Origin of the sequence: Acidimangrovimonas pyrenivorans (assembly GCF_042643245.1) — a bacterium.
Taxonomy (GTDB): domain Bacteria; phylum Pseudomonadota; class Alphaproteobacteria; order Rhodobacterales; family Rhodobacteraceae; genus Acidimangrovimonas; species Acidimangrovimonas pyrenivorans.
This window is the reverse complement of the sequence record NZ_JBHRSK010000004.1, coordinates 1,346,301-1,368,089: the sequence shown is the minus strand read 5'-3', so window position 1 is coordinate 1,368,089 and position 21,789 is coordinate 1,346,301. Positions and strand designations below refer to the sequence as shown.

Below are 21,789 nucleotides of genomic sequence, written 5' to 3'. Positions count from 1 at the left end.
TGTCATTCAGGGAGGCGGCGGGGCCGACCTGTTCTTCGGTGATCGCGGAGCGGATCGCATTTTCGCTGGTCTGGGATCAGACCGGGTATTTGGTGGGGCCGGTGCCGACTTGCTCAATGGTGGGGCCGGTGCCGATACGCTAACCGGCGGGGATGGTGGCGACACCTTCGTCTTTGGCAAAGGATTTGGGCAAGACCACGTCACTGATTTCACCGACGACGTTGACCAGATCAAGCTACACGAGGATCTGTGGTCCGGCGGCCTGTCCGTGAGCGAGGTCATCACGGACTACGCCCATGTCGATGGCAATAGTGTAGTTCTAGACTTCGGCAACGGCGATGTGCTGACCCTTTCTGGTGTCGCCAATCCCTCACAGCTTGTGAATGACCTAGTCATCGGATGACGGCATCAAGAGATGCTTGACCATGGCGGCAGATATTCAGGGAAGGGCCCCAGAGAGAGCACTTCCCCCTTTCATGGTTCGTTCCGCGCGGGCTTGGGGGAAGGTGACGCTGCAAGCTGCTGAATGCCGGCAAGATCGCGACAACTTAAAATCCCTAGCCGCAAGGCGTGCCGGTTCGAATCCGGCCGCGGGTACCAGCAACAGGACACCGTCACGGCGGCGCCGGGCGCGGCGCCCCGTCCTCTGCCTGCCCCGAGGGCGCGGCCGGCGATCCCCCCCCCCGGCGGCATCCGCCGCCCGAGGCCAGTCGGCGGTTTTCCGGGGGGCCGCGCGCCTGTTTTCACGCGAAACCAGATAGATGGCAAAATCCAGCCTGAAGATGGCCGCAATTGACCTGTCTCAATATGACCGCAAGTGCGCTCTGATAGTTCACCCTGATCTCTGACAGGTCACGGGTCTGGGCGGGTTCCGGCGCGATCGAGAGAATCGCCGTCTGGTTCCGGGTGCCGGCTGGATGCCATGACGGTGAGCGGAAAGCGCAATCGGGCAACCCCGGTCATCCGGGGGCGGACGCCCGGTGCGCAGAGGCCAGTAACCTACGGGAGGTTTGAGTACAGATGAACGTGACGGCCCTGCAGAAATTCAGGTCGAGCTTGCCGGTCCGGATCGCGGCTGTTGCCCTGGGCTACGCGCTTTTCTCGATCCTGGGCCTTTTCCTGCTCGACGTGCCGATGGAACTGGTCGAGCTGTGGCCGGCCGCCGGGCTCGCGACGGCAGTGCTGCTTGGCGGAGGGCGGCAGCTCTGGCCGGGTATCCCGCTCGGGTTCCTGATCGTCCACACGGTCGACAGCGCCATTCGGCTGGACCCGACGCTTCCCGCGCCGTTGCTGGCGCCGCCGCTGGTCGGTGCGGCGGCGGCGACAGTGCAGGCCTACCTCGCCGTCACCCTGATCGAGCGCCGCTTCGGACGTGACCCGGTGCGGCTGGACGCGGCGCGGGACTGGGTCGAGCTGGCGGTCTATACCGGTCCGCTTTCCTGCGCGGCGGCGGCGGCGCTGGGCGGGCTTGGCCTCTATCTCGGGGATGTCGTCACGGAGGCGCCGCTGTCTTCGGTGGTGCTGGAGTGGTGGATCGGCGACATGCTGGGCGTGCTGCTCGTGCTGCCGCTCTTCCTGACCTGGCCGACCACCCGCTGGCGGCGGCTGCGCTGGAACGGCCACCCGCTGCCGAGCTTGAGCCAGCTTGCGGCCCTTGCGGCCACGGTCGGGCTGATCCTCACCTTATCCCTGTCGCATGCGATCAACACCACCGATGTCGCGAAGAACCGCAAGCTGTTCGCAGGGGCTGTGAACCGCGGCGGCAGCCATCTGCTGCATGAATATGTCTCGCTCAAGGCGGTCCTGAACGCGGCGGCGCTCGACATCGGCCATGAGCCCGAAAACCCGATGAACGGCATGAGCCACATGCGCAATCCCGATCCGATCTATCTACTGGGCGGGATGGACGGTTTCGGCCTGATCCGGCCCACGAGGCCCGCGGCGGTGTTGCCGGTCACCTTCCCGGGGGGGGGGAAAGGGGCAGAAACTGTGGGTGCAGCATTTCGAGCCGATGCCGGGCGGCGAGGCCCTGCGCGGGCTGACGCTGCATCTGGACAAGGAGGTCGAGGCCGCCGCCAAGATGGCCTATGACACGGGGCAGGCGACGATCGCCCCTGTCACGCTGTCCGCGCCCGGCCATCGGCCGGTCCGCCAGATCATGCTGCTGCAGCCCGCCTTCCACCACAACCTGCCCGACGATACGCCGGAGCTGCGGCGCAGGGCGCTGATCGGCTGGGCCTTCCTTCTTGTCGCGCCGGAGAGGATCTTCGGCCAGGACGTCGAGAAGGAGGCCGAGGGCGCGAGTCTCGCCTCGGTCGCCTACGGCCAGACTGGCCGCGCGCCCAACAGGTTCGAGACTGTCTTTGTCCATGACGACCGCCACGAAGCACGCTTTCATGTGACCGAATTCGCCGACGCGTTCAAGCGGGTCTGGCGTTTCGCCTGGCAAAGCACGCCGTGGTTCGAGACGGCGATCGCCGACCGGACAGCGGCGCTGGTGCTCTATGGCGGGTTTCTGTTGACCGCTCTGACCACGGGGCTGATCCAGGCGCTGACGGACCGCGAAAAGAAGGTCAGAGAGGCCGAACGGCGCTGGTTGCTGGCGATGGAAGGCAGCCAGATCGGCGTTTTCGACGTCGATCTTGCGCATCGCAAGGGGGTCACCTCCGAGTTCTGGAACCAGATGATCGGCGTCGATAGCCCGGAAGCCGCACTCGACCCCGAGGCCGAGTGGCGCGCGCGGATCCATCCCGACGACCGGCCGGGATTCGAGGCGGCCCAGGCCGACCTGCTGGCCGGGCGGAGCGCCTTGTTGCAACACGAATATCGGCTACGGGCACCCAACGGAATCTGGCACTGGATGCGCGACAGTGCCCATGTCGTCGATCGCGACGAGGACGGCCGGCCGCTGCGCCTGCTGGGGACGATGACCGATGTCACGCCGCTGAAAGAGGCGTTCGAGCTGGCGGAAGAGCGCGAGCGGGAGCTGTCCTCGCTGATCGAGAACGCGCCGGTGGCGATGTCGGTGCTGGGGCGCGATAGCACGTTCCTGATCGTCAACGACGCCTTCTGCGCCTTCGTCGGCCATCCGAAGGAGGCGCTTGTCGGCTTCAAGGCGCGGGAGTTGCCGAACATCCGCGATATCCACGATTTCGATGCCTCGCTGCGGGCTTTCTGGACCGGCGGCGATCAGTCCTTCACCTCGGAACTGCACTATGTGCGGCCCGACGGCGCCGAGGTCTTCGGCATCGTCACCGCCTCGCGCCTGCAACCCGGACCGGGGCAGGCGCCCAAGATCATCTTCCAGGTCGTCGATATCACCGAGCGCAAGCGGCTGGAGCGGCTCAAGGGCGATTTCGTCGCCACCGTCAGCCACGAGTTGCGCACGCCGCTGACCTCGATCAGCGGCTCGATCGCGCTGATCCTCGGCACCATGTCCGATCAGATGCCCGACAAGGCCAGGCATATGCTCGACATCGCCCAGAACAATGCCAAGCGCCTCGGCTCTCTGGTCAACGACCTGCTGGACATGCAGAAACTCGCCTCGGGCAACATCACGCTGGAGACCGTGCAGGCCGATGTCGGCACGGTGATGAAAGAGGCGGTGAGCGAGACCGACGCCTATGCCAAGCGGTTCGGGGTCCGGTTCGAGCTGAGCCTGCCCGAAGCTCCGCTCGCGGCCGAGATCGACCCCAACCGCTTCAAGCAGGTGATGGCCAACCTGATGTCGAACGCGGCCAAGTTCTCGCCCGAGGGCGGCCAGATCGAGATCACATTGGAGCGTGAGGCCGAGGGGAAGCGGCGCTACGCCCGGGTCTCGGTCACCGACCATGGTCGCGGCATCCCGTCCGAGTTCCGCAGCCGCATCTTCAGGCCGTTCTCGCAGGCGGCGTCGTCCTCGACCCGCGACCGCGAGGGGACGGGGCTCGGCCTGGTGATCTCGAAAGAGATCGTCGAGAAGATGGGCGGCACGATCGGCTTCGACTCCGAGCCGAATGTCCAGACCACCTTCTGGTTCCGCTTCCCGATCGCCGCGGCCGCCTAGGCGCCGCCGCCCGCTTGCGGCCGTTTTCGGCGGCGGTCCTGCCCAGGCATTGGGCAGGGCCGGCCGCGGCCCGCGTTTTGCCGCCGCCCCGCTCTGGACCATCCCCGTGGCAGGCGCCATGGTGCCGCCGACAGGTGACCAGCGGACGGCAGGAGAACGCGATGCGGGTGGTGATAGTGGGGGTCGGCGCGATCGGCGGCACGGTCGGGGCGCTGTTGGCGCTGGCGGGGCAGGAGGTGATCGGCATCGCCCGCGGCCGCCAGCTCGAGGCGATCCGGGACAAGGGCCTGACCCTGCGCTCGCCGCAGGGCGTGCGGGTCGCCGAACTGCCGGTGGTGGCGGCGCCGGACGAGATCGACTGGCGCCCCGACGACGCGGTGCTGCTGTGCACCAAGACCCAGGACACCGAGGCGGCGCTGGCCCAGCTGCGGCTGGCGGGGGTCGACGAACAGCCGGTCTTTTGCCTGCAGAACGGGGTCGAGAACGAACGCCTCGCCCTGCGCCGCTTCCCCAATGTCCATGGCGTGACGGTGCTGCTGCCGGCCGAGTTCGTCGTCCCCGGCGAGATCGCCGCCTTCGGCAGCCCCTGCGAGGGCATCTTCGATATCGGCTGCTTCCCCGGCGGGGCGGATGAGGCAGACCGGGCGCTGGCCGAGCTCCTGACGCCGGTCGGCATCGCCGGCTTCGTCACCGAGGACGTCATGGCCAGCAAATACGGCAAGCTGATCCTCAACCTGGCCAATATCGTCGGCGCGGCGATGGGGCGCGAGGCCGAGTCCGCCGACGTCAAGGCGCTGCTGCGGGCCGAGGCCGAGGCGGTACTGACGGCGGCCGGGATCGGCTGGCAGGAGGTCGGCGACGCCGATCCGCGGCGCCAGGAACTGCTGAAGATCCTGCCTGTCGAGGGCGCCGCCAGCGTCGGCAGCTCGACCGCCCAGAGCCTCGCCCGCGGCGCCGGCTCGATCGAGACCGACTTCCTCAATGGCGAGATCGTGCTGCTGGGCCGGCTGCATGGCGTGCCGACCCCGGCGAACGCCTATTTCACCCGGCTGGCGGCGCGGATGCTGGCCGAAGGCCGGGCGCCGGGCTCGGTGCCGCGCGAAGAGGTGGCGGCGGCGCTGGGGCTATAGGGGGTCTGCTTCAGCACCCGAAACGGCGGGCCTGAAGGGTGTTGCCGGAACTTCCGACTGGCATGTGGCCCTGAATGACATCGGTTGCGGCGCGCTGGTGGCGCGGAATCAAGGCGCAGCCGCCGCGCAGCGCCTCCCCACGGGCAGGCGCTGCGCGTCTCGCTTGGTGAAGGCGGCTGCTTCGTTCAGGAAATGTGCCTGCCGCAGGCGCTGGCGGTCAGCCCCGCCGCTTCCGCCTCAGTCCCGCACCCCGGCGAAGCGGGTCTGCCATTCCTCGCGCTCGTCGTCGGTGATCTTGCGGAACATCACCTCGGGCACGGTGAAGGTGTGGCCGGCGGGCAGGGCGGTCAGCGCCTCGGCGATGTCGCCGGGCCAGCTCCAGTCGTCGCAGCCCATCGCCGCCATCATCGTCGCTGCGGCGTCGGGGATGAAGGGGCGGGAGAGCACGGCATAGAGCCGGATCAGGTTGAGCCCCAGCCGCACCTGCGCCGCCGCCTGTTCCGGGTCGGTCTTGAAGGTCGCCCAGGGCGCCGCGGATTGCAGATATTCGTTTCCGGCGACCCAGATCGCGCGCAGTTCGCCCGCCGCCTTGCGGATCTCCATCGCCTCCATGTGCTCTTCATAGGCCCGGCTGCGGCTGGTCAGTTCGGCGATCAGCTCCGCCTCGGCCTGTCCATAGGCACCGCCTTCCGGCACCACCTCGCCGAATTTCGACCGGCAGAACTTGGTGATCCGGCTGACGAAATTGCCCAGCACGTCGGCCAGGTCCTTGTTCACCGAGGCCTGGAAATTCTCCCAGGTGAATTCCGCATCGCTGTTCTCGGGCGCGTGGCTCAGCAGCCACCAGCGCCAGTAATCCGACGGCAGGATGCTCAGCGCCTGGTCCATGAACACGCCGCGCCCGCGCGAGGTGCTGAACTGGCCGCCATCGTAGTTCAGGTAGTTGAACGACTTGATGTAATCGACCAGCTTCCACGGCTCGCCCGAGCCCATGATCGTGGCCGGGAAGGACAGGGTGTGGAAGGGCACGTTGTCCTTGCCCATGAACTCGACATAGCGCACGTCCTCGGCGCCCTCGTCGGTCCGCCACCAGCGCCGCCACGCGGCCTCGTCCAGCCCGTTGGCATCGGCCCATTCGGCGGTGGCCGCGATATACTCGATCGGGGCGTCGAACCAGACGTAGAAGACCTTGCCCTCCATACCCGGCCAGTCCTCCTCGCCCTTCTTGACCGGGATGCCCCAGTCGAGATCGCGGGTGATGCCGCGGTCCTGCAGCCCGTCGCCGTCATGCAGCCATTTCTTGGCGATCGAGGTGGTCAGGATCGGCCAGTCGGTCTTGCTGTCGATCCAGGCCTCGAGACGCTCGCGCATCTGCGACTGGCACAGGTAGAGGTGCTTGGTCTCGCGCACCTCGAGGTTGGTCGAGCCCGAGATCGTCGAATGCGGGTTGATCAGGTCGGTCGGGTCGAGCTGCTTGGTGCAGTTGTCGCACTGGTCGCCGCGGGCGCTCTCGTAGCCGCAATTGGGGCAGGTGCCCTCGATATAGCGGTCCGGCAGGAAGCGGCCGTCGTCGATCGAGTAGACCTGCTTTTCCGTCACCTCGCGGATCAGCCCGTTGGCGGCCAGCTGGCCGGCGAAATGCTGGGTGAGCCTGTGGTTGCGCTGGCTCGAGGAGCGGCCGAAATGATCGAAGGAGAGGCGGAAGCCGGCGGCGAGCTCCTTCTGCACCTCGTGCATCTCGGCGCAGTATTCGGCGACCGGCTTGCCGGCCTTGGCGGCGGCCAGCTCGGCCGGGGTGCCGTGCTCGTCGGTGGCGCAGATGAACATCACCTCGTTGCCGCGGCCGCGCATGTAGCGCGCGTAGAGGTCGGCGGGCAACTGGCTGCCGACGAGGTTGCCGAGGTGTTTGATCCCGTTGATATAGGGAATGGCCGAGGTGATGAGAATCCGTGCCATGATCTGCCCTTCGCTTGTCTCGGCGCCCGTTTATCGCAGGACGTGGGTCAGCGCCAGAGCCGGGCGTGGCTGGCGAAGGCGCCCTGCAGTTTCGCCAGCAGCCGGTTGCCCGGGCCGGGCCGGGGCAGGGGGCCGGAAGCCAGGCGTTCGGCCACCACCTCGGGCGGGCAGGGCAAGCCGCTGACCGGGTCGAAATAGCGCGGATAGGCGATCAGGGCGGCATGGGCGAGGGCGGCCAGGCTCGGCCGGGCCTTGCGCCGGGCGGGGACCGGGCCGAGATCGGTGGTCAGGCCCCAGCCGGCATAGAACGGGGCGCCGAGGCAGGTGACGGGCTTGCCCCGGATCAGCGCCTCGAAGCCCAGCAGTGAGGTCATGGTCCAGACCTCGTCGCAGGCGTCGATCAGCGCGATCGGGTCGGCGTGAGTGGCGACGACATCGGCGAGGCGGCTCAGCTCGGCCTCCGGCACCGCCCCGTCGCGCAGCCCGGCCTCGACATCCGGGTGCGGCTTGTAGATCAGCACCGCATCGGGGTTCGCGGCGCGGGTATGTTCCAGAAGGGCAAGATTGGTGCGGATTTCGCCGGCGCCGAAACGGATCGAGGCGTCATTTTCCACTTGGCCCGGCAACAGGATACGGCGGCCTGTTGGCAGGTCAAGTGTCGCGCCGCCGATGTTGTATTTCGACAAGCGCGCTCGGATCAGTCCGGTCACCAACCGCTCGGCCCGGCGTTCGCCACCCGGGGGCGGATCGGCCGAAATCAGGCGTTCGAGCCGGCTCTCGCGCTCCGGGTCGTAGTAGATGCCGCTGTCATCGGTGACCAGCGACAGCGGCGGCACCAGCTGCGCGCCCAGCCCGCGCGAGCGCAGGAAACCGTCCTCGATCCGCAGCAGCGGCAGGCCGGCATGGAGTTCGGGCACCTCCTTGCCGGCCCAGACCATCAGGCCGCGGCCCTCGCGCCGGGCCCGGGCGACGGCCCGGGGCGGGTCGTCGTCGAAGACCATCCGCTTCTCGCGGCCGAAGAGCTTCTGCAGGGGACCGCGCTTCCACAGCCGCATGCCGGTGCCGACATGGCCCGCCCGGTCCTCGCGCCAGGCGCGGACCCGGGCCTCGAGGTGATCGACTGCCTCCTCGAAGCTGCACAGCCGGTCGCGGCAGGGATCGTACCAGGTCGGGTAGAGGATCATCGCCGCGGCGAACAGCTGGGCCCGGGTCAGCCGGCGCTCGCGGCGCGGCACCGGGGTCTCGTCCTCGGTCAGGCCCCAGCCGGCATAGAAGGGCTGGCCGAAGACCCGCGGCCGATGGCCGGCGAAGATCGCCTCGAAGCCGAGCTGCGACGACACGGTATAGACGCCGACGGCGCCGTCGAGCAGTTGCCAGGGCGAAACCGGATCGGTGAACAGCTTGACCCGGTCGCTCTCGTGCTCGGGCCCGTAATGGCCGGGGCGGTGGCCGTCGGCGGTCTCGGGGTGGGTCTTGATCAGCACCCGGCAGCCGGGATGCTCCTCCTGGGCGAAGACCAGCATCTCGCGGAACATGGTTTCGGGCACGCCGCTATGGCGCACCGAGGCATCGCCGCGCAGCTGGTCGACCACCAGCACGTAGCCCGGATCGGGCGCGCGCAGGTCGGGATCGTGGGCGTTGTATTTCGCCAGGTCCGCGGCGATCAGCCGGCCGATGCCGTCGCGGGCCCGGTCGAGCAGGGCGGAATCGTCGAGCGGATGCGTCGCCAGCAGTTCCTCGAGCTCGCTGGGAACCGAGGCGTCGAAATGCACGCCCTTGCGGTCGATCAGCAGGCCCAGCGGCGGCTCGCCGGCGCGGCCGGGGCGGATCGAGCGCAGGAAGGCGTCCTCGATGCGGATGATCGGGCTGTTCTGGCGGGCGGCCATCTTCTCGCCGCGGGCGGCCAGCGGGCTGCGGCCCCAGACGCCGACCGGATCGTCCGGCCCGGGCAGGCCGAGCACCGGGCGCAGCCCGGCCAGGGTCAGGATGCGGCGCACCCGGCCCGGGCGCAGCAGACCGCCGGCGTAACAGAAAAGCCGCCGGGAAGTCTCCTCCCCGGCGGCCATGTCGTCGTCGCTATCGGTCATCCGGGCCTTACAGACCCGTCGCCGACTTGAGCGAACTCGTCGCCGACTGGAGCGAGCTCACGGAGCCGGCGGTGCCGGTCAGGGCCGACAGCGTCTTGCGCCATTGCACGAAGGGCGCCTCGGTGACGTAGACGGTGTCGCCATCGCGGATCACGAAGTCGCGGGCGTTGAACATGCCCAGCGGCTTGGTCAGGTCGAGCACGTAGATCAGGCGCTGATCGCCGACCAGGTCGTGGCGGCCCAGCACGGCATTGGCGATCTCGGCCGGCTCGTTGCGGAAGATGAAGACGCCGGTCGGATCGGCGTAGTTCGAGGTCAGGCCGCCGACCTGGGCGATCGCCTCGATCGCCGACAGCGTCGCGGTGTCGAACGGGACCCGGGTCTGGGTGCCGGTGGCGCCGAGCGCGGTGAACGAGCGGCGGTCCTTCTCGACCGTGATCCGGTCGCCGGGCCGCAGCGCGATGTCGAGGCTGGGATTGTCGTAGAGGTCCTGGAGCCAGATCTTGCCCACCGTCTTGCCGCGGGTGACGCTGACCAGCGCCACCGAGGGCTGGATCGAGACACCGCCGGCCTTGGCCAGCATCGAGGCGAGGGTGCGGGTCGAGGCGTCGATCGGGTAGACGCCCTGTCCGGTCACGCCGCCCTCGACGGTGACGGTCGAGCCGTCGCCGGGCAGGCGGATGACCGAGACCTGCGGGTCGGGGGTCTGGGTGTCGAGCTTGCGGGTGATCGCCTGGCGCAGCGCCTCGACCGAGTTGCCGGCGGCCTTGATGCGCCCGGCATAGGGCACGAAGATATAGCCCTGCCCGTCGACCTTGGTCTCGGCCAGTTGCGAGACCTTCTGGCCGCGTGCGCCGAGCAGCGGATCGGTGACGTTCTCGTAGACCGAGATGCCCAGCTTGTCGCCGGGGCTGATCGTGTCGGAGCCGATCTTCCGGGCATGCTTGAACGCGTCGGTGAAGCCGAGCGCCGGCACCACCGCGGTGGCGCGGGTGACACGGCTGTTGACCTCGACGACGAAGGCGTCGCCCTTACGCTGGACCGAGCCGGCGTAGATTTCGCGCTTGTTCGGGCCGGGGCGCGGCAGCCCGCAGGCCGCGACCGTCGCCACAAGCGCCGCAAGGGCCAGCAATCTGGCCCCTCGGGAATGCATGATTTTCACTGCCCGGGCTCCTTGTTATGGAATTCTGCCTCAGCTTTTTTCGGTAACCCTACAGAAACCGGTGACAAAAAGCCAGAGTCCAGTTACCGGGCTACTTCACCAACCGCAACTGTTGCCTCGGCGCCGCGTTGCCCGAGCGCAGCGCGTCATAGGGGTCTTCCGGCGCCAGCATCATGTCGACCACCTGGCGCAGCAGCTCGCGCCGGCCGCGCGACGAGTAGAAGCCGCCGGGCACCTGCGAGGTTTCCAGCAGGTAGTGGCGGTAGTCGCGATAGGCACGGCTGTCGGGGCGCGAGGGCCGGGCGAAGAATTCGGGCAGCGGCTGGGTCGAGACGAATTCGGGCTTGGCATAGACCGCGTCGCCGAAGACCTTGAGCGGCAGCCCGCGCCACAGCACCTGCTGGGCGGCGGTGGAGTTGACCGTGACGGCGCTGCGGGCGTGGTTGAGCAGCCCGGCCAGCTTGCCGCCCCGGACGAAATGGACCCGGTTGGCGACGCCGTGCGCGGCCGCCAGCCGCCGGATCTCGCGCGCCACCGGCACCCGGCCGTCTTCCAGCGGATGGGCCTTGAAAACAAGGTGATGATGCGGCGCGGCGCCCTTGGCGAAGCCGTCGATGCAAAGCTCGATGAACTCGGTCATCGTGGCGAAGGGCGAGTGCATGACGAAGCTGGCGTCGTGTTCCAGCTGCAGCAGCACCAGGTGATAGGGAAAGCCGCCCAGCTTGATGCGCTGGGTCTCGGCGATGCGCTCGACGGCATGGGCCGGCATCAGCATCAGGCGGCGCAGGTAGAGCCGGAACTCGCGCCCGACGCCGATGGCGCGGTGGGGGCGGAAATTGCGGTAGCGCCCGTTCCGGGCCATGACCTGGAAATGGTAGAGCGCGCCGTAGAAGATGTGGTGGCGCATGTCGCCCCAGCGCGCCGGCGCGTCGGGCAGTTCCATGTCGAGCTGGGCCAGCGCCGCCTGCATCTGCGCGATGGTCATCTCCATCAGCCGCGAATGACCGTTGGCGCCGCCGCGCTCGTAACTCACCCAGTAGGGCCGCAGGTAGCCTTCCTCGAAGACATGGACGGTGAGGCCGGCGTCGCGGGCGATCTCGACCGCGGTGGCGTGGATCGGGCGGGTGTCGCCGTAAAGGACGATGTCGGTAACGCCGTAATCGGCGATCAGGGCGCGGAAGGTCTCGGGCCAGTCCTCGGGCGTGCCGAGATAGGGGATGTAGCTGTCGCGGTCGCGCCAGAAGACCTGGTCGCCGCGGTTGAAGCCGACCCGCCAGACCTTGGCCCCGGCGGCGCGCAGCATCGCGCCCAGCCGGTTGAAGAACGGCCCGTGCGGCCCCTGCAGGAACAGGAACCGCCGGTCGCTGCCCGTAATCTCTTGCACGATCGTCTTGCTCATCGTCACGTTTTCCCGGCCTGTCGTTGCCGGGCCTGTCTCCTCTGCCCGCAAGCGTCCCGCTTGTCACGCCTTTTCGCCAGTCTGGCGCGGCCCGGCGGCAGCATTGGGGCGGCGGCGCGACGGCTTCGCGGCATTCCGGCGCCGGTCTGGCCGGAAGGCGCGGGAAGGAAGACGGGGAGGAGCTGAGGGGGAGGAGCTGAGGGGGAGGGGCTGAGGGGGAGGGGCTTACGCTGGAGGGGCTGACGGAGAGGCGAGGGGTTGACGGGGAAGTGAATGCGGAATGCCGCCGACGGACATAGGATCGCCCGGCCGATCGACCGTCAGCGATTGATCAGGCGGCCTGCGGCAATTAGCTGAGGCAAGACCCGTTCGCCACCGCGCCCCGCCACTGCACCCATCGCCAGCCCGGATACGCCCTCGCCGATGCCCCAGCGCCGCCCGCTTCTTCTCTGCCTTGCCGTGCTTGCGGTGATCGTCGCCTGCATCGCCTGGATCGATCGCCCGCTGGCCAGGTTCATGGGCGCGTTCGCCCTCGGCCACGCGCTGTTCAACAACGCGGCGGTGCGGCTGCCGGTGATGTCCACGCTGGCCGTGGCCGGGGTGCTGGCCGGGGCCGCCTTCCTGATCGCCGGTCGGCGCCTGCCGAAATGGGTCGAGGCGGCGATGCTGGCGGGGATCGCGGCGCTGCTGGCGCTATGGCTGACCCACGACCTGCTCAAGCCGTTCTTCGGCCGCATCGTGCCCATCGACTACCTCAAGAGCGGCCGCTACGCCTTTCGCTGGTTCAGCAGCAACAGCGGGAACGATTCCTTCCCCTCCGGCCATGCCGCCCGGGCGGCGGCGATCCTGACGGTCCTGTGGGTCTATTTCCCGCGCGGGCGCTGGCTCTATGCCGGGGCGATGGCGGTGCTGACCGTCGGCCTGATGATGGGCCGGTGGCATTTCCTCAGCGACGTGCTGGCCGGCGGCCTCGTCGGCGTGGCGTTGGGGGGCGGGACCATGGCGCTGTGGCGCAAGGCGCGCGAAAGATGGGCCGTGGCGCGCGGCTGAACCCCGGAGGCGGCCGGGCAGGGGGCGCGGCGCTTGCCAGCGCCGACCGGGCCGGCTAGGTGAATCGGAGCGAAAGGACGGCTCATGTTCACAGGCATCATCACCGATATCGGCCGGATCATCGCGCTCGAGCAGCGCGGCGACCTGCAGGCCCGCATCGCCACCTCCTACGACGTCGCCGGCATCGACATCGGCGCCTCGATCGCCTGCGACGGGGTCTGCCTGACCGTCATCGCCACCGGAACAGGCACTGACATTGTGTCGGAGGGTTTCCAGACGCAGGTAACGTCCGGACCTCGAGCGCGTCCGGAAGGCTGGTTCGAGGTCGAGATCTCGGCCGAGACCGTGTCGAAGACGAATATCGGCCGCAACGGCTGGGGCGAGGGCAAGCGGATCAACCTTGAACGGGCACTGAAGGTCGGCGACGAGCTGGGCGGGCATATCGTCTCGGGCCATGTCGACGGCGTCGCCGAGATCGTCGCGATGCGCGACGAGGGCGACAGCACCCGCTTCACCTTCCGCGCCCCCGAGGCGCTGGCGCGCTTCATCGCGCCCAAGGGCTCGGTGGCGCTGAACGGGACCTCGCTGACCGTCAACGAGGTCGAGGGCCGCGAGTTCGGCGTCAACATCATCCCCCATACCAAGCAGGTGACGACCTGGGGCGAGGCCCGGGTCGGCGATGCGGTCAATCTCGAGATCGACACGCTGGCGCGCTATGTCGCCCGGCTGCAGGAATGGGGCGCATGAGCACCATCGGCCATAACCGCGGTCCGGCGCTGGAACCGGGCCAGAGCTGGCGCAAGCATTGCTGGACCAGGGCGCGGGCCGAGCTGCTGCCGAAGACGATGCCGATCGAGATCGTCCGGATGCGGGTCAAGCGCGCGGCCGAGCTCGGGCTCGACTACACCACCTATGCCTCGCTGCGGGCGGCCTCGGGCCATGACGTCGTCGCCTTCCTGTTCTCCTCGAACGCTTTGCGGCTCTTGCCGCCGCGGCCGGCGCTGCCCGGGGACCGGGCCGAGAAGCTGGGCGCGATGCGGGATTGCCTGCGGATCGCTCTGGCCCAGGCGCCGCTGCAGGTGCAGGCGGCGCTGGCGGCGGCGGCGCCGGCGATCGACGCCGCCCATCGCGCGCCCGACGCGTTGGCCAGTTGGGGCACGGCCCGGCAGGCGCTGCGCGCGGCGCTCGATCCGGCGAAGCTGCCGGGCGACCGCGTCATCCTGGTCGGCGACATGGCGCTGGAACGGGAGTGGTGCGCGGCGGCGGGGCTGGCCGGCTACCTGCCGGCCGAGCGTTACTTCGCCACCGCCTGAGCGACGGCCCGGGCGGCGCGCCGCGCGGCCCGCCGAACGCCCCAGGGCGCGGTGTCGCCGGTCAGCTTGGCCGCCAGCGCCCAGAAAACCAGCGCCAGCGTCGCCCCGGCATAGACGTCGACCGCGTAATGCCAGGCGAGAATCACCGCCGCCAGCGCGATCATCAGCAGGAAGCCGGCGGCCAGCCAGCCGGCCAGGCGGCCGCGCCGCATCGCGTAGAGCGCGATCAGGGTGGTGCTGGCGACATGCATCGAGGGAAAGGCCGAGATGCCCGCCACCGGGCCGCGGCCGAGATAGCCGTCCCAGAGCATCTGCTGGACCTCGAGCGACCAGACCGGGCTGACCTTGTTGAAGGCGGCCAGGGTGGCGGTCAGCGCGTCGTATTCATGACCGAAGCCGAGGCGGCCGTAATAGACCGGCCCGGCCGAGGAGAAGACGGTCGCCAGCAGGTTGCCGCCGAGCGCCCAGGTCAGCACGAAGGCGACCAGCACGGTGGCCCGGGCGGCGCGGTCGCGGGTCGAGAAACAGGCGACGAAGATGGTGAAGAACATGACGAAGAACCAGCCCTGGTAGGCCGCGTTCAGCACCGTCACCGCCAGCGGATGGCCGAAGACCCGCATCAGCAGCAGCTCGGGCGCGACCCCGCCATGCAGGAGCTTGTCGAGATGGGCAAAGGTCGGGTCCCAGCTGAAGGGATTGAGCACGGGAATCAGCGTCTTGAGAAAGCTGAAGGCGCCGGTGAACAGGGTCAGGGCCAAGAGCACGGCCCCCCCCTCCAGCACCCGTTCGCCGTCGAGGAACAGCCCGCGCAGGTCGTTGAAGAACCAGCGGATCGGCCGCTGCGGGCGCACCGTGGCCGCCATGACCAGGAAGCGCCAGACCACGACCAGCGTCAGGAAGGCCGGCATCAGCAGGCCGAAGAGCATCGACAGCGCCCGGAAGGTGCCGAGATCGAAATGGGCGCCGAGCCCCTCGGCGATCGCCGCCGTCACCGCCAGATGGGCCGCGATCAGGGCCAGCAGCAGGCCGTTGCGGCGCAGGATGCGCTGCGGCAGCGCCTCCGGCGCCAGGACGATGTCGCTCTGCATGCTCATGGCTGCCCCCGTGCAGTCGGTTCGCTCGTTGGCCGCCTGTCTAGCGCGCGAATATGGCCGGCTTGGGGCGGAGCGGGGCAAATCTCGTGATCGGTTTGCACCCCGCCGACTTGGCGCGCGCGGCCGGCTTGGCTATCACGGGGCATCGCGGCACAGCGCCTGTGCGGGGCTGCGCGCAATCGGGCGCTTTCCATTTGCCGCGCGCCGGGATAAGGCTCGGCCGCTCGAAGGGGTGAGGCTATGACCGACACGACCAGAACCGATTATTCCGACGCCGTCTCGTCGATCGAGGAGATCATCGAGGACGCGCGCAACGGCAAGATGTTCATCCTCGTCGATCACGAGGACCGCGAGAACGAGGGCGACCTGGTGATCCCGGCCCAGATGGCGACGCCGGCGGCGATCAACTTCATGGCCACCTACGGCCGCGGCCTGATCTGCCTGTCGCTGCCCGGCGAGCGCATCGACGCGCTCGGCCTGCCACTGATGAGCCCGAAGAACTCGTCGCGCCACGAGACCGCCTTCACCATGTCGATCGAGGCGCGCGAGGGCGTGACCACCGGCATCTCGGCCCATGACCGGGCGCGCACCGTCTCGGTCGCGATCGACCCGACCAAGGGGCCGCAGGACATCGCCACGCCGGGCCATGTCTTCCCGCTGCGCGCCCGCGAGGGCGGGGTGCTGGTCCGTGCCGGCCATACCGAGGCGGCGGTGGATGTCAGTCGGCTGGCCGGGCTCAACCCCTCGGGCGTGATCTGCGAGATCATGAACGAGGACGGCACCATGGCGCGGTTGCCCGACCTCGTCGCCTTCGCCCAAAAGCACGGGCTGAAGATCGGCACGATCTCGGATCTCATTGCCTATCGCCGGCGCCACGACAACCTGGTCAAGGTGACCAAGGAGAGCGTCATCCGGTCGGAATTCGGCGGCGAATGGGCACTGCGCGTCTTCACCGACGAGACCCACGGCGCCGAGCATATCGCGCTGATCAAGGGCGATCTCGGTGGCGACACCCCGGTGCTGGTGCGGATGCACACCCTCGACCCGTTCCTCGACGTCATCGGCATGGGCGGGCCGGGCCGGACCTCGGAATTCGCCCAGGCGATGAAGCTGATCGCCGCCGAGGGCCGCGGCGCGCTGGTGCTGCTGCGCGACATCCACATGAAGCTGGTGACCGAGGGCATGAGCTCGCCCCAGACCCTGCGCCAATACGGCGTCGGGGCGCAGATCCTCTCGGCGCTGGGCATCCACGAACTGGAACTGCTGACCAATTCGCCGACGCCCAAGGTCGTCGGGCTCGAGGCCTATGGCCTGTCGATCGTCGGCACCCGCAAGATCCCGCTGGAGTGAGCCAAATGGCCGGAAGCGAAACCCACTACACCCTGCCGCTGCCCAGCTTCGACAAGCCGGTCAAGCTGCTGATCGTCGTCGCGCCCTATTACAAGGACATCGCCGACGACCTGATCGCCGGCGCCCGCGCCGTGATCGAGGAGGCCGGCGGCAGCCACGAGACGATCGAGGTGCCCGGGGCGCTGGAAATCCCCCCGGCCATCGCCCTGGCCGAGCGGCTGTCGAACTATGACGGCTATGTCGCGCTGGGCTGCGTCATCCGCGGCGAGACCACCCATTACGAGACGGTGTGCAACGACAGCTCGCGCGGGCTGTCGCTGCTCGGGCTGCAGGGCGCCTGCATCGGCAACGGCATCCTGACGGTCGAGAACCGCGACCAGGCGGTGGTGCGCGCCGATCCCGGGGGCCAGAACAAGGGCGGCGGCGCGGCCGCGGCGGCGCTGCATCTCGTCGCGCTGGCGCGGCGCTGGTCCGGCCGCACCAAGGGCGTCGGCTTCAAGCCGGCGGGCGAACCGATCCAGATTGCCGGCGAAGGGCCGCAGAACGCATGACCACGACATCCGATACCCCGAACGCCGAGGGCGATGCCCCGAAGGGGCCGAAGCCCGACAAGCGGCAGATGAAATCGACCGCGCGGCTCTATGCCGTGCAGGCGCTGTTCCAGATGGAGGCCTCGGCCCAGACCGTCGAGGCGGTGGCGCGCGAGTTCGAGACCTTCCGCTTCGGCGCCACCTACGAGGGCGACGAGATGGCCGAGGGCGATCCGCGCCTGTTCCGCAAGCTCTTGGACCGCGCGGTCAACTGGCAGGCCAGCATCGACCAGATGACCGACCGGGCGCTGGTGGCGAAATGGCCGATCGCCCGGATCGATCCGACCCTGCGGGCGCTGTTCCGCGCCGCCGGGGCCGAGCTGCAGATCGGCGACACCCCGCCCAAGGTGGTGATCAACGAATATGTCGACATCGCCAAGGCCTTCTTCCCCGAGGGGCGCGAGCCGAAATTCGTCAATGCCGTGCTCGACCACATGGCGCGCGAGGCCCGGCCCGAGGCGTTCTGAGCCTCGGGAGAGGGCGGCCCGACCGGGCTGCGACGAGACGACCCGTGCAATACACGGCTCCGTGACCTAAGCTGATGGGAACGAAACGGAGAATCGCCATGCCGGAGCTTATTCGTCTCTATATCCGCCACGTCCTGATCGGCTGGGGCATCTCGGCGCTGTTCTGCGTCGGGCTGATCTGGTTCGACGTCGCCGGCCTGCGCCATCTGGTGCTCGAGACCCAGAGCGGCTGGATCGCGGCCTTCATGCTGTTCATCTCGAACGGGGTCGTCTTCGCCGGCGTCCAGTTCGGCATCGCGGTGATGCGCATGGCCGAGGATGACGACGGCCCCCGCGGCGGCCGTCGCCAGGAAACCCGCAGCCGTCCGGCGTTGCTGCGCGCCTTGGTACCGGTGCGCGTCGAGGCCGACGATCCGCGTCGCCAACACTGAGGCCCGGCGGGGCAATCCTGAAACAGATCTTGGCCGTTTCGGTCCGCTTGGCGGCTGAGTCGGCCATGTTTGCTGTGCGCCTTTCCGCCCGGCGCGCTATCTGGGCGGCAAAAGGAAGAGACGTTATTCGGTTCTGGCAGAGTTGACCGCTGCCGTCCTCAAGGCCGGCACGGCAGATGCTCGACCACCTGCACCACGTCGTCGAGCGTGATTTCGGGGTAATGCTCCCGCATCCCCGCCAGCATCACCTCGGGCGGCCATTCCGCCTCCATGCCCACCAGCGCGGCGGCCTCGCGCAGCGGCAGGTCGGTGACCCGCGTCACCACGACCACCGCGCGCTGCCCGGGCGCGTCCTCGCAGAGATAGGTCATCGGTCCCGGCACGATCCGGGCCTCGCGCCAGCGGATCGTGTGGGTCTTCTCCCCCGCGAGGATCGCGGGGAAGAGCCGGGCGACGACGGGCAGCGCCTGCATGGCGTCAGAAGAACGCCTGCAGGCCCGTCTGCGCCCGGCCGAGGATCAGGGCGTGGACGTCATGGGTGCCCTCGTAGGTGTTGACGGTCTCGAGGTTGACCATGTGGCGGATGACCTGGAACTCCTCGGAAATGCCGTTGCCGCCATGCATGTCGCGCGCCATCCGGGCGATATCCAGCGCCTTGCCGCAATTGTTGCGCTTGATGATCGAGATCATCTCGGGCGCCGCCTCGGCCGCGTCCATCAGCCGGCCGACCTGCAGCGCCGCCTGCAGGCCGAGGCTGATCTCGGTCATCATGTCGGCCAGCTTCTTCTGGAACAGCTGGGTCCCCGCCAGCGGCTTGTTGAACTGCTTGCGGTCGAGCCCGTATTGCCGCGCCGCGTGCCAGCAGAACTCGGCCGCGCCCATCGCGCCCCAGGCGATGCCGTAGCGGGCCCGGTTGAGGCAGCCGAACGGGCCCTTGAGGCCCTCGACGTAAGGCAGCAGCGCGTCCTCGCCGATCTCGACATCCTGCATCACGATCTCGCCGGTGATTGAGGCGCGCAGGGACAGCTTGCCGCCGATCTTCGGCGCGCTCAGCCCCTTCATGCCCTTTTCCAGCACGAAGCCGCGGATCTTGCCGCCATGGGCCTCGGACTTGGCCCAGACGACGAAGACATCGGCGATCGGCGCGTTCGAGATCCACATCTTCGAGCCGTTGAGGACGTAGCCGCCTTCGGTCTTCTTCGCCACGGTCTTCATCCCGGCGGGGTCCGAGCCGGCATCGGGTTCGGTCAGGCCGAAGCAGCCGATGAATTCGCCGCTTGCCAGCTTGGGCAGGTATTTCCGCCGCTGCTCCTCGCTGCCATAGGCATAGATCGGGTACATCACCAGCGAGGATTGCACCGACATCATGCTGCGATAGCCGCTGTCGACCCGCTCGATCTCGCGCGCCACCAACCCGTAGGTGACATAGCCGGCGCCGAGCCCGCCATAGGCCTCGGGAATGGTCGTGCCCAGCAGGCCCATCTCGCCCATCTCGCGGAAGATCGCCGGGTCGGTGCTCTCCTCGCGGAAGGCCTCGATGACGCGGGGCTGCAGCTTCTCCTGGGCATAGGCGCGGGCGGCGTCGCGCATCATGCGCTCGTCCTCGGTCAGCTGCGCGTCCAGTCGCAGCGCGTCCTCCCAGTCGAAACGGCCCAGGTCGGGGGCGTCCTTGGCTTTCAGGGTCGGGCGGTCGGTCATGGCATCCTCCATCGCGGCATGCGGAATTCGGCCCCGGGTATTGCATGAATCGGGCCGGGCTTCTATCGAAACCCGGTCCCCGGGTCATGAGGAAAGCTCATAATGTCCGTCGCCCGCCGCTACCTGCCATCGATCGCCGCCCTGACCGCGCTCGAGGCCGTCGACCGGCTTGGAACCGCCTCGGCCGCGGCCGAGGAACTGTCCCTGACCCAGGGCGCGATCAGCCGCCAGCTGCGCGCGCTGGAGGACCAACTCGGCCTGCAACTCATGATCCGCGAGCGCCAGCGGCTGCGGCTGACCCCGGCGGCGCAGGATTACGTGCGCGAGGTGCGCAAGGCGCTGGGCATCCTCTCGGCCGCCTCGCTGACGCTGAAGACCAATCCGTCGGGCGGCACGCTCAGCCTCGCCATCCTGCCCGCCTTCGGCATGCACTGGCTGGCGCCGCGGCTGGCCGGTTTCGCCCAGAGCCATCCCGAGGTGACGGTCAACCTCTCGACCCGCCTGCGGCCGTTCGATTTCGCCGCCACGCCCTTCGACGCGGCGATCCATTACGGCCGCAAGGACTGGCCCGGCGTCGACTACCTCAAGCTGATGGACGAGGACATCCTCGCCGTCGCCGCGCCGTCGCTGCTGCCCGAACCGCTCGAGCGGCCCGGGGAGGTGCTGCGCCTGCCGCTCTTGCAACTCGAAAGCCGCACCGGCGACTGGGGCCGCTGGCTGGCCCATCACGGCCTGCCGGGCCAGCGCCCGGGCGGGATGCTGTTCGACCAGTTCGCCACCATGACCCAGGGCGCGGTGCACGGCCTCGGCCTCGCCCTGCTGCCGCTGTTCCTGATCGAGCGCGAGCTGGCCGACGGCCGTCTCGTCCCGGCCTATGGCGGGCCGGTCAAGGCGCTGGGCAGCTATTACCTCGTCTGGCCCGCCGACCGGCCGGCGCGGCCGCCGCTGGCCTCGTTCCGGGCCTGGGCCGCGCAGCAAGCACAGGGACGTGACACTGGCCAAGTGACGGCTTGACCGGCCCGCCCCGGCGCCCCAGCATGGCGGCCGGGAGGACCGATCGTGAGCCAAATACCCGCATCCATCGACGCCGTGCAGGAATTGCTGGCCGGGCAGGACTATGTCTGCGGCCGGGCGCTGGCCACGGTGACGTTCCTGGCGCTGAAGCTCGGCCGGCCGCTTTTCCTCGAGGGCGAGGCCGGCGTCGGCAAGACCGAGATCGCCAAGGCGCTGGCCGCCGCGCTGGGCCGGCGCCTGATCCGGCTGCAATGCTACGAGGGGCTTGATGCCGCCTCGGCGGTCTACGAATGGAACTTCGCCGCCCAGATGATCGCCATCCGCACCGCCGAGGCCGGCGGCGGCGCCGACCGCGAGGTGCTGCAATCGGAACTGTTCTCCGAGGAGTTCTTGATCGAACGGCCGCTGTTGCAGGCGATGCGGCCGCAGGACGGCGGCCCGCCGGTGCTGCTGATCGACGAGCTCGACCGCACCGACGAACCCTTCGAGGCCTTCCTGCTCGAGGCCCTGTCGGATTTCCAGGTCACCATCCCGGAACTGGGCACCGTCAAGGCGCCCGCGCCGCCGATCGTCATCCTGACCTCGAACCGCACCCGCGAGGTCCACGACGCGCTCAAGCGCCGCTGCCTCTACCACTGGGTCGACTACCCGGATTTCGCGCGCGAGATGGAGATCCTCCACGCCCGCGCCCCCGAGGCGACCGAGACGCTCAGCCGTGAGGTCGTGGCCTTTGTCCAGAAGCTGCGCACCGAGGACCTGTTCAAGCGCCCCGGCGTCGCCGAGACCATCGACTGGGCCAAGTGCCTGCTCGCCCTCGACGTCATCGACCTGTCGCCGGAAGTCATCGCCGACACGCTCGGCGCGATCCTGAAATACCAGGACGACATCCAGCGCCTGCAGGGCTCCGAGGCCAAGCGCCTCCTCGACGAGGTCCGCAAGGACATCGCCGCGCAATGACCCGTTCCGCTTTCATCTTCACGAAAATATCCCGGGGGGGGCAGGG

Annotated in this window: 19 protein-coding genes and 1 pseudogene; 13 read left to right on the top strand and 7 right to left on the bottom strand. The window is 68.8% G+C overall.

Translation table 11 applies throughout. From position 1 onward, the window contains the following. The 4 genes and pseudogenes from ACFOES_RS09485 to ACFOES_RS09470 all read left to right on the top strand — a co-directional run. A pseudogene (locus ACFOES_RS09485) lies at window positions 1–403 on the top strand (M10 family metallopeptidase); the annotation flags it as partial. Window positions 404–1,020: 617 nt separating this feature from the next. Next, a complete protein-coding gene (locus ACFOES_RS09480; RefSeq protein WP_377832993.1) occupies window positions 1,021–2,091 on the top strand; it encodes an MASE1 domain-containing protein in 1,071 nt (356 codons plus the stop codon). Then, window positions 1,994–4,045, top strand: a complete 2,052-nt coding sequence (locus ACFOES_RS09475) for an ATP-binding protein (RefSeq protein WP_377832992.1) — start codon at window positions 1,994–1,996, stop codon at window positions 4,043–4,045. The genes ACFOES_RS09480 and ACFOES_RS09475 overlap by 98 nt, the downstream gene beginning before the upstream one ends. 161 nt (window positions 4,046–4,206) lie before the next feature. Further along, complete coding sequence (locus ACFOES_RS09470) at window positions 4,207–5,175, top strand: ketopantoate reductase family protein (protein WP_377832991.1); 969 nt, start codon at window positions 4,207–4,209, stop codon at window positions 5,173–5,175. A 237-nt stretch (window positions 5,176–5,412) separates the two neighbouring features. On the opposite strand, the gene metG is transcribed toward ACFOES_RS09470, so the two are convergent. From metG to ACFOES_RS09450, 4 genes are all read right to left on the bottom strand, one after another. Next, window positions 5,413–7,131 carry a methionine--tRNA ligase gene (gene metG / locus ACFOES_RS09465; RefSeq protein ID WP_377832990.1) on the bottom strand — a complete coding sequence of 573 codons (1,719 nt, stop codon included), beginning with the start codon at window positions 7,129–7,131 and terminating at the stop codon, window positions 5,413–5,415. A gap of 47 nt (window positions 7,132–7,178) precedes the next feature. Beyond that, on the bottom strand, window positions 7,179–9,218 hold the full coding sequence (locus tag ACFOES_RS09460) for a capsular polysaccharide biosynthesis protein (RefSeq protein ID WP_377832989.1): 2,040 nt from the start codon (window positions 9,216–9,218) through the stop codon (window positions 7,179–7,181). 7 nt (window positions 9,219–9,225) lie between these two features. Further along, the gene (locus ACFOES_RS09455; RefSeq protein ID WP_377832988.1) at window positions 9,226–10,380 is read right to left on the bottom strand and encodes a polysaccharide biosynthesis/export family protein; all 1,155 of its coding nucleotides are present in this window, start codon (window positions 10,378–10,380) and stop codon (window positions 9,226–9,228) included. Window positions 10,381–10,471: 91 nt separating this feature from the next. Then, window positions 10,472–11,779 (bottom strand): capsule biosynthesis protein, encoded by a 1,308-nt coding sequence (locus tag ACFOES_RS09450; RefSeq protein WP_377832987.1) that lies wholly within the window; start codon window positions 11,777–11,779, stop codon window positions 10,472–10,474. A 423-nt stretch (window positions 11,780–12,202) separates the two neighbouring features. Here ACFOES_RS09450 and ACFOES_RS09445 point away from each other — a divergent pair, with 423 nt between their 5' ends. From ACFOES_RS09445 to ACFOES_RS09435, 3 genes are all read left to right on the top strand, one after another. Then, on the top strand, window positions 12,203–12,829 hold the full coding sequence (locus ACFOES_RS09445; RefSeq protein WP_377832986.1) for a phosphatase PAP2 family protein: 627 nt from the start codon (window positions 12,203–12,205) through the stop codon (window positions 12,827–12,829). Window positions 12,830–12,913: 84 nt separating this feature from the next. Continuing rightward, window positions 12,914–13,576, top strand: a complete 663-nt coding sequence (locus ACFOES_RS09440) for a riboflavin synthase (RefSeq protein WP_377832985.1) — start codon at window positions 12,914–12,916, stop codon at window positions 13,574–13,576. Then, complete coding sequence (locus ACFOES_RS09435; RefSeq protein ID WP_377832984.1) at window positions 13,573–14,142, top strand: hypothetical protein; 570 nt, start codon at window positions 13,573–13,575, stop codon at window positions 14,140–14,142. Before ACFOES_RS09440 ends, ACFOES_RS09435 begins: the two co-directional genes overlap by 4 nt. Here ACFOES_RS09435 and ACFOES_RS09430 read toward each other — a convergent pair. Beyond that, window positions 14,124–15,236, bottom strand: a complete 1,113-nt coding sequence (locus ACFOES_RS09430; RefSeq protein ID WP_377832983.1) for a phosphatase PAP2 family protein — start codon at window positions 15,234–15,236, stop codon at window positions 14,124–14,126. The two genes, ACFOES_RS09435 and ACFOES_RS09430, sit on opposite strands and share 19 nt — an antisense overlap. A gap of 240 nt (window positions 15,237–15,476) precedes the next feature. Here ACFOES_RS09430 and ribB point away from each other — a divergent pair, with 240 nt between their 5' ends. From ribB to ACFOES_RS09410, 4 genes are all read left to right on the top strand, one after another. Further along, window positions 15,477–16,586 (top strand): 3,4-dihydroxy-2-butanone-4-phosphate synthase, encoded by a 1,110-nt coding sequence (gene ribB / locus ACFOES_RS09425; RefSeq protein ID WP_377832982.1) that lies wholly within the window; start codon window positions 15,477–15,479, stop codon window positions 16,584–16,586. Between the two features lie 5 nt (window positions 16,587–16,591). After that, window positions 16,592–17,137, top strand: coding sequence for a 6,7-dimethyl-8-ribityllumazine synthase (locus ACFOES_RS09420; protein WP_377832981.1), 546 nt, complete (start codon window positions 16,592–16,594; stop codon window positions 17,135–17,137). A 68-nt stretch (window positions 17,138–17,205) separates the two neighbouring features. After that, complete coding sequence (gene nusB / locus ACFOES_RS09415) at window positions 17,206–17,643, top strand: transcription antitermination factor NusB (protein ID WP_377833025.1); 438 nt, start codon at window positions 17,206–17,208, stop codon at window positions 17,641–17,643. A 98-nt stretch (window positions 17,644–17,741) separates the two neighbouring features. Further along, the gene (locus ACFOES_RS09410; RefSeq protein WP_377832980.1) at window positions 17,742–18,074 is read left to right on the top strand and encodes a hypothetical protein; all 333 of its coding nucleotides are present in this window, start codon (window positions 17,742–17,744) and stop codon (window positions 18,072–18,074) included. Between the two features lie 158 nt (window positions 18,075–18,232). Here the strand turns inward: ACFOES_RS09410 and ACFOES_RS09405 are convergent, their stop codons facing one another. Both ACFOES_RS09405 and ACFOES_RS09400 read right to left on the bottom strand, forming a co-directional pair. Next, window positions 18,233–18,547 carry an ASCH domain-containing protein gene (locus ACFOES_RS09405; protein ID WP_377832979.1) on the bottom strand — a complete coding sequence of 105 codons (315 nt, stop codon included), beginning with the start codon at window positions 18,545–18,547 and terminating at the stop codon, window positions 18,233–18,235. Window positions 18,548–18,551: 4 nt separating this feature from the next. After that, window positions 18,552–19,772, bottom strand: a complete 1,221-nt coding sequence (locus tag ACFOES_RS09400; RefSeq protein WP_377832978.1) for an acyl-CoA dehydrogenase — start codon at window positions 19,770–19,772, stop codon at window positions 18,552–18,554. A 102-nt stretch (window positions 19,773–19,874) separates the two neighbouring features. Between ACFOES_RS09400 and ACFOES_RS09395 the strand changes: the two genes are divergently transcribed. Together ACFOES_RS09395 and ACFOES_RS09390 are read left to right on the top strand one after the other, a co-directional pair. Then, entirely contained in the window at window positions 19,875–20,786 is a 912-nt protein-coding gene (locus ACFOES_RS09395; protein ID WP_377832977.1) for a LysR substrate-binding domain-containing protein, read from the top strand. A gap of 45 nt (window positions 20,787–20,831) precedes the next feature. Beyond that, the gene (locus ACFOES_RS09390; protein ID WP_377832976.1) at window positions 20,832–21,743 is read left to right on the top strand and encodes an AAA family ATPase; all 912 of its coding nucleotides are present in this window, start codon (window positions 20,832–20,834) and stop codon (window positions 21,741–21,743) included. Window positions 21,744–21,789 lie beyond the last annotated feature (46 nt).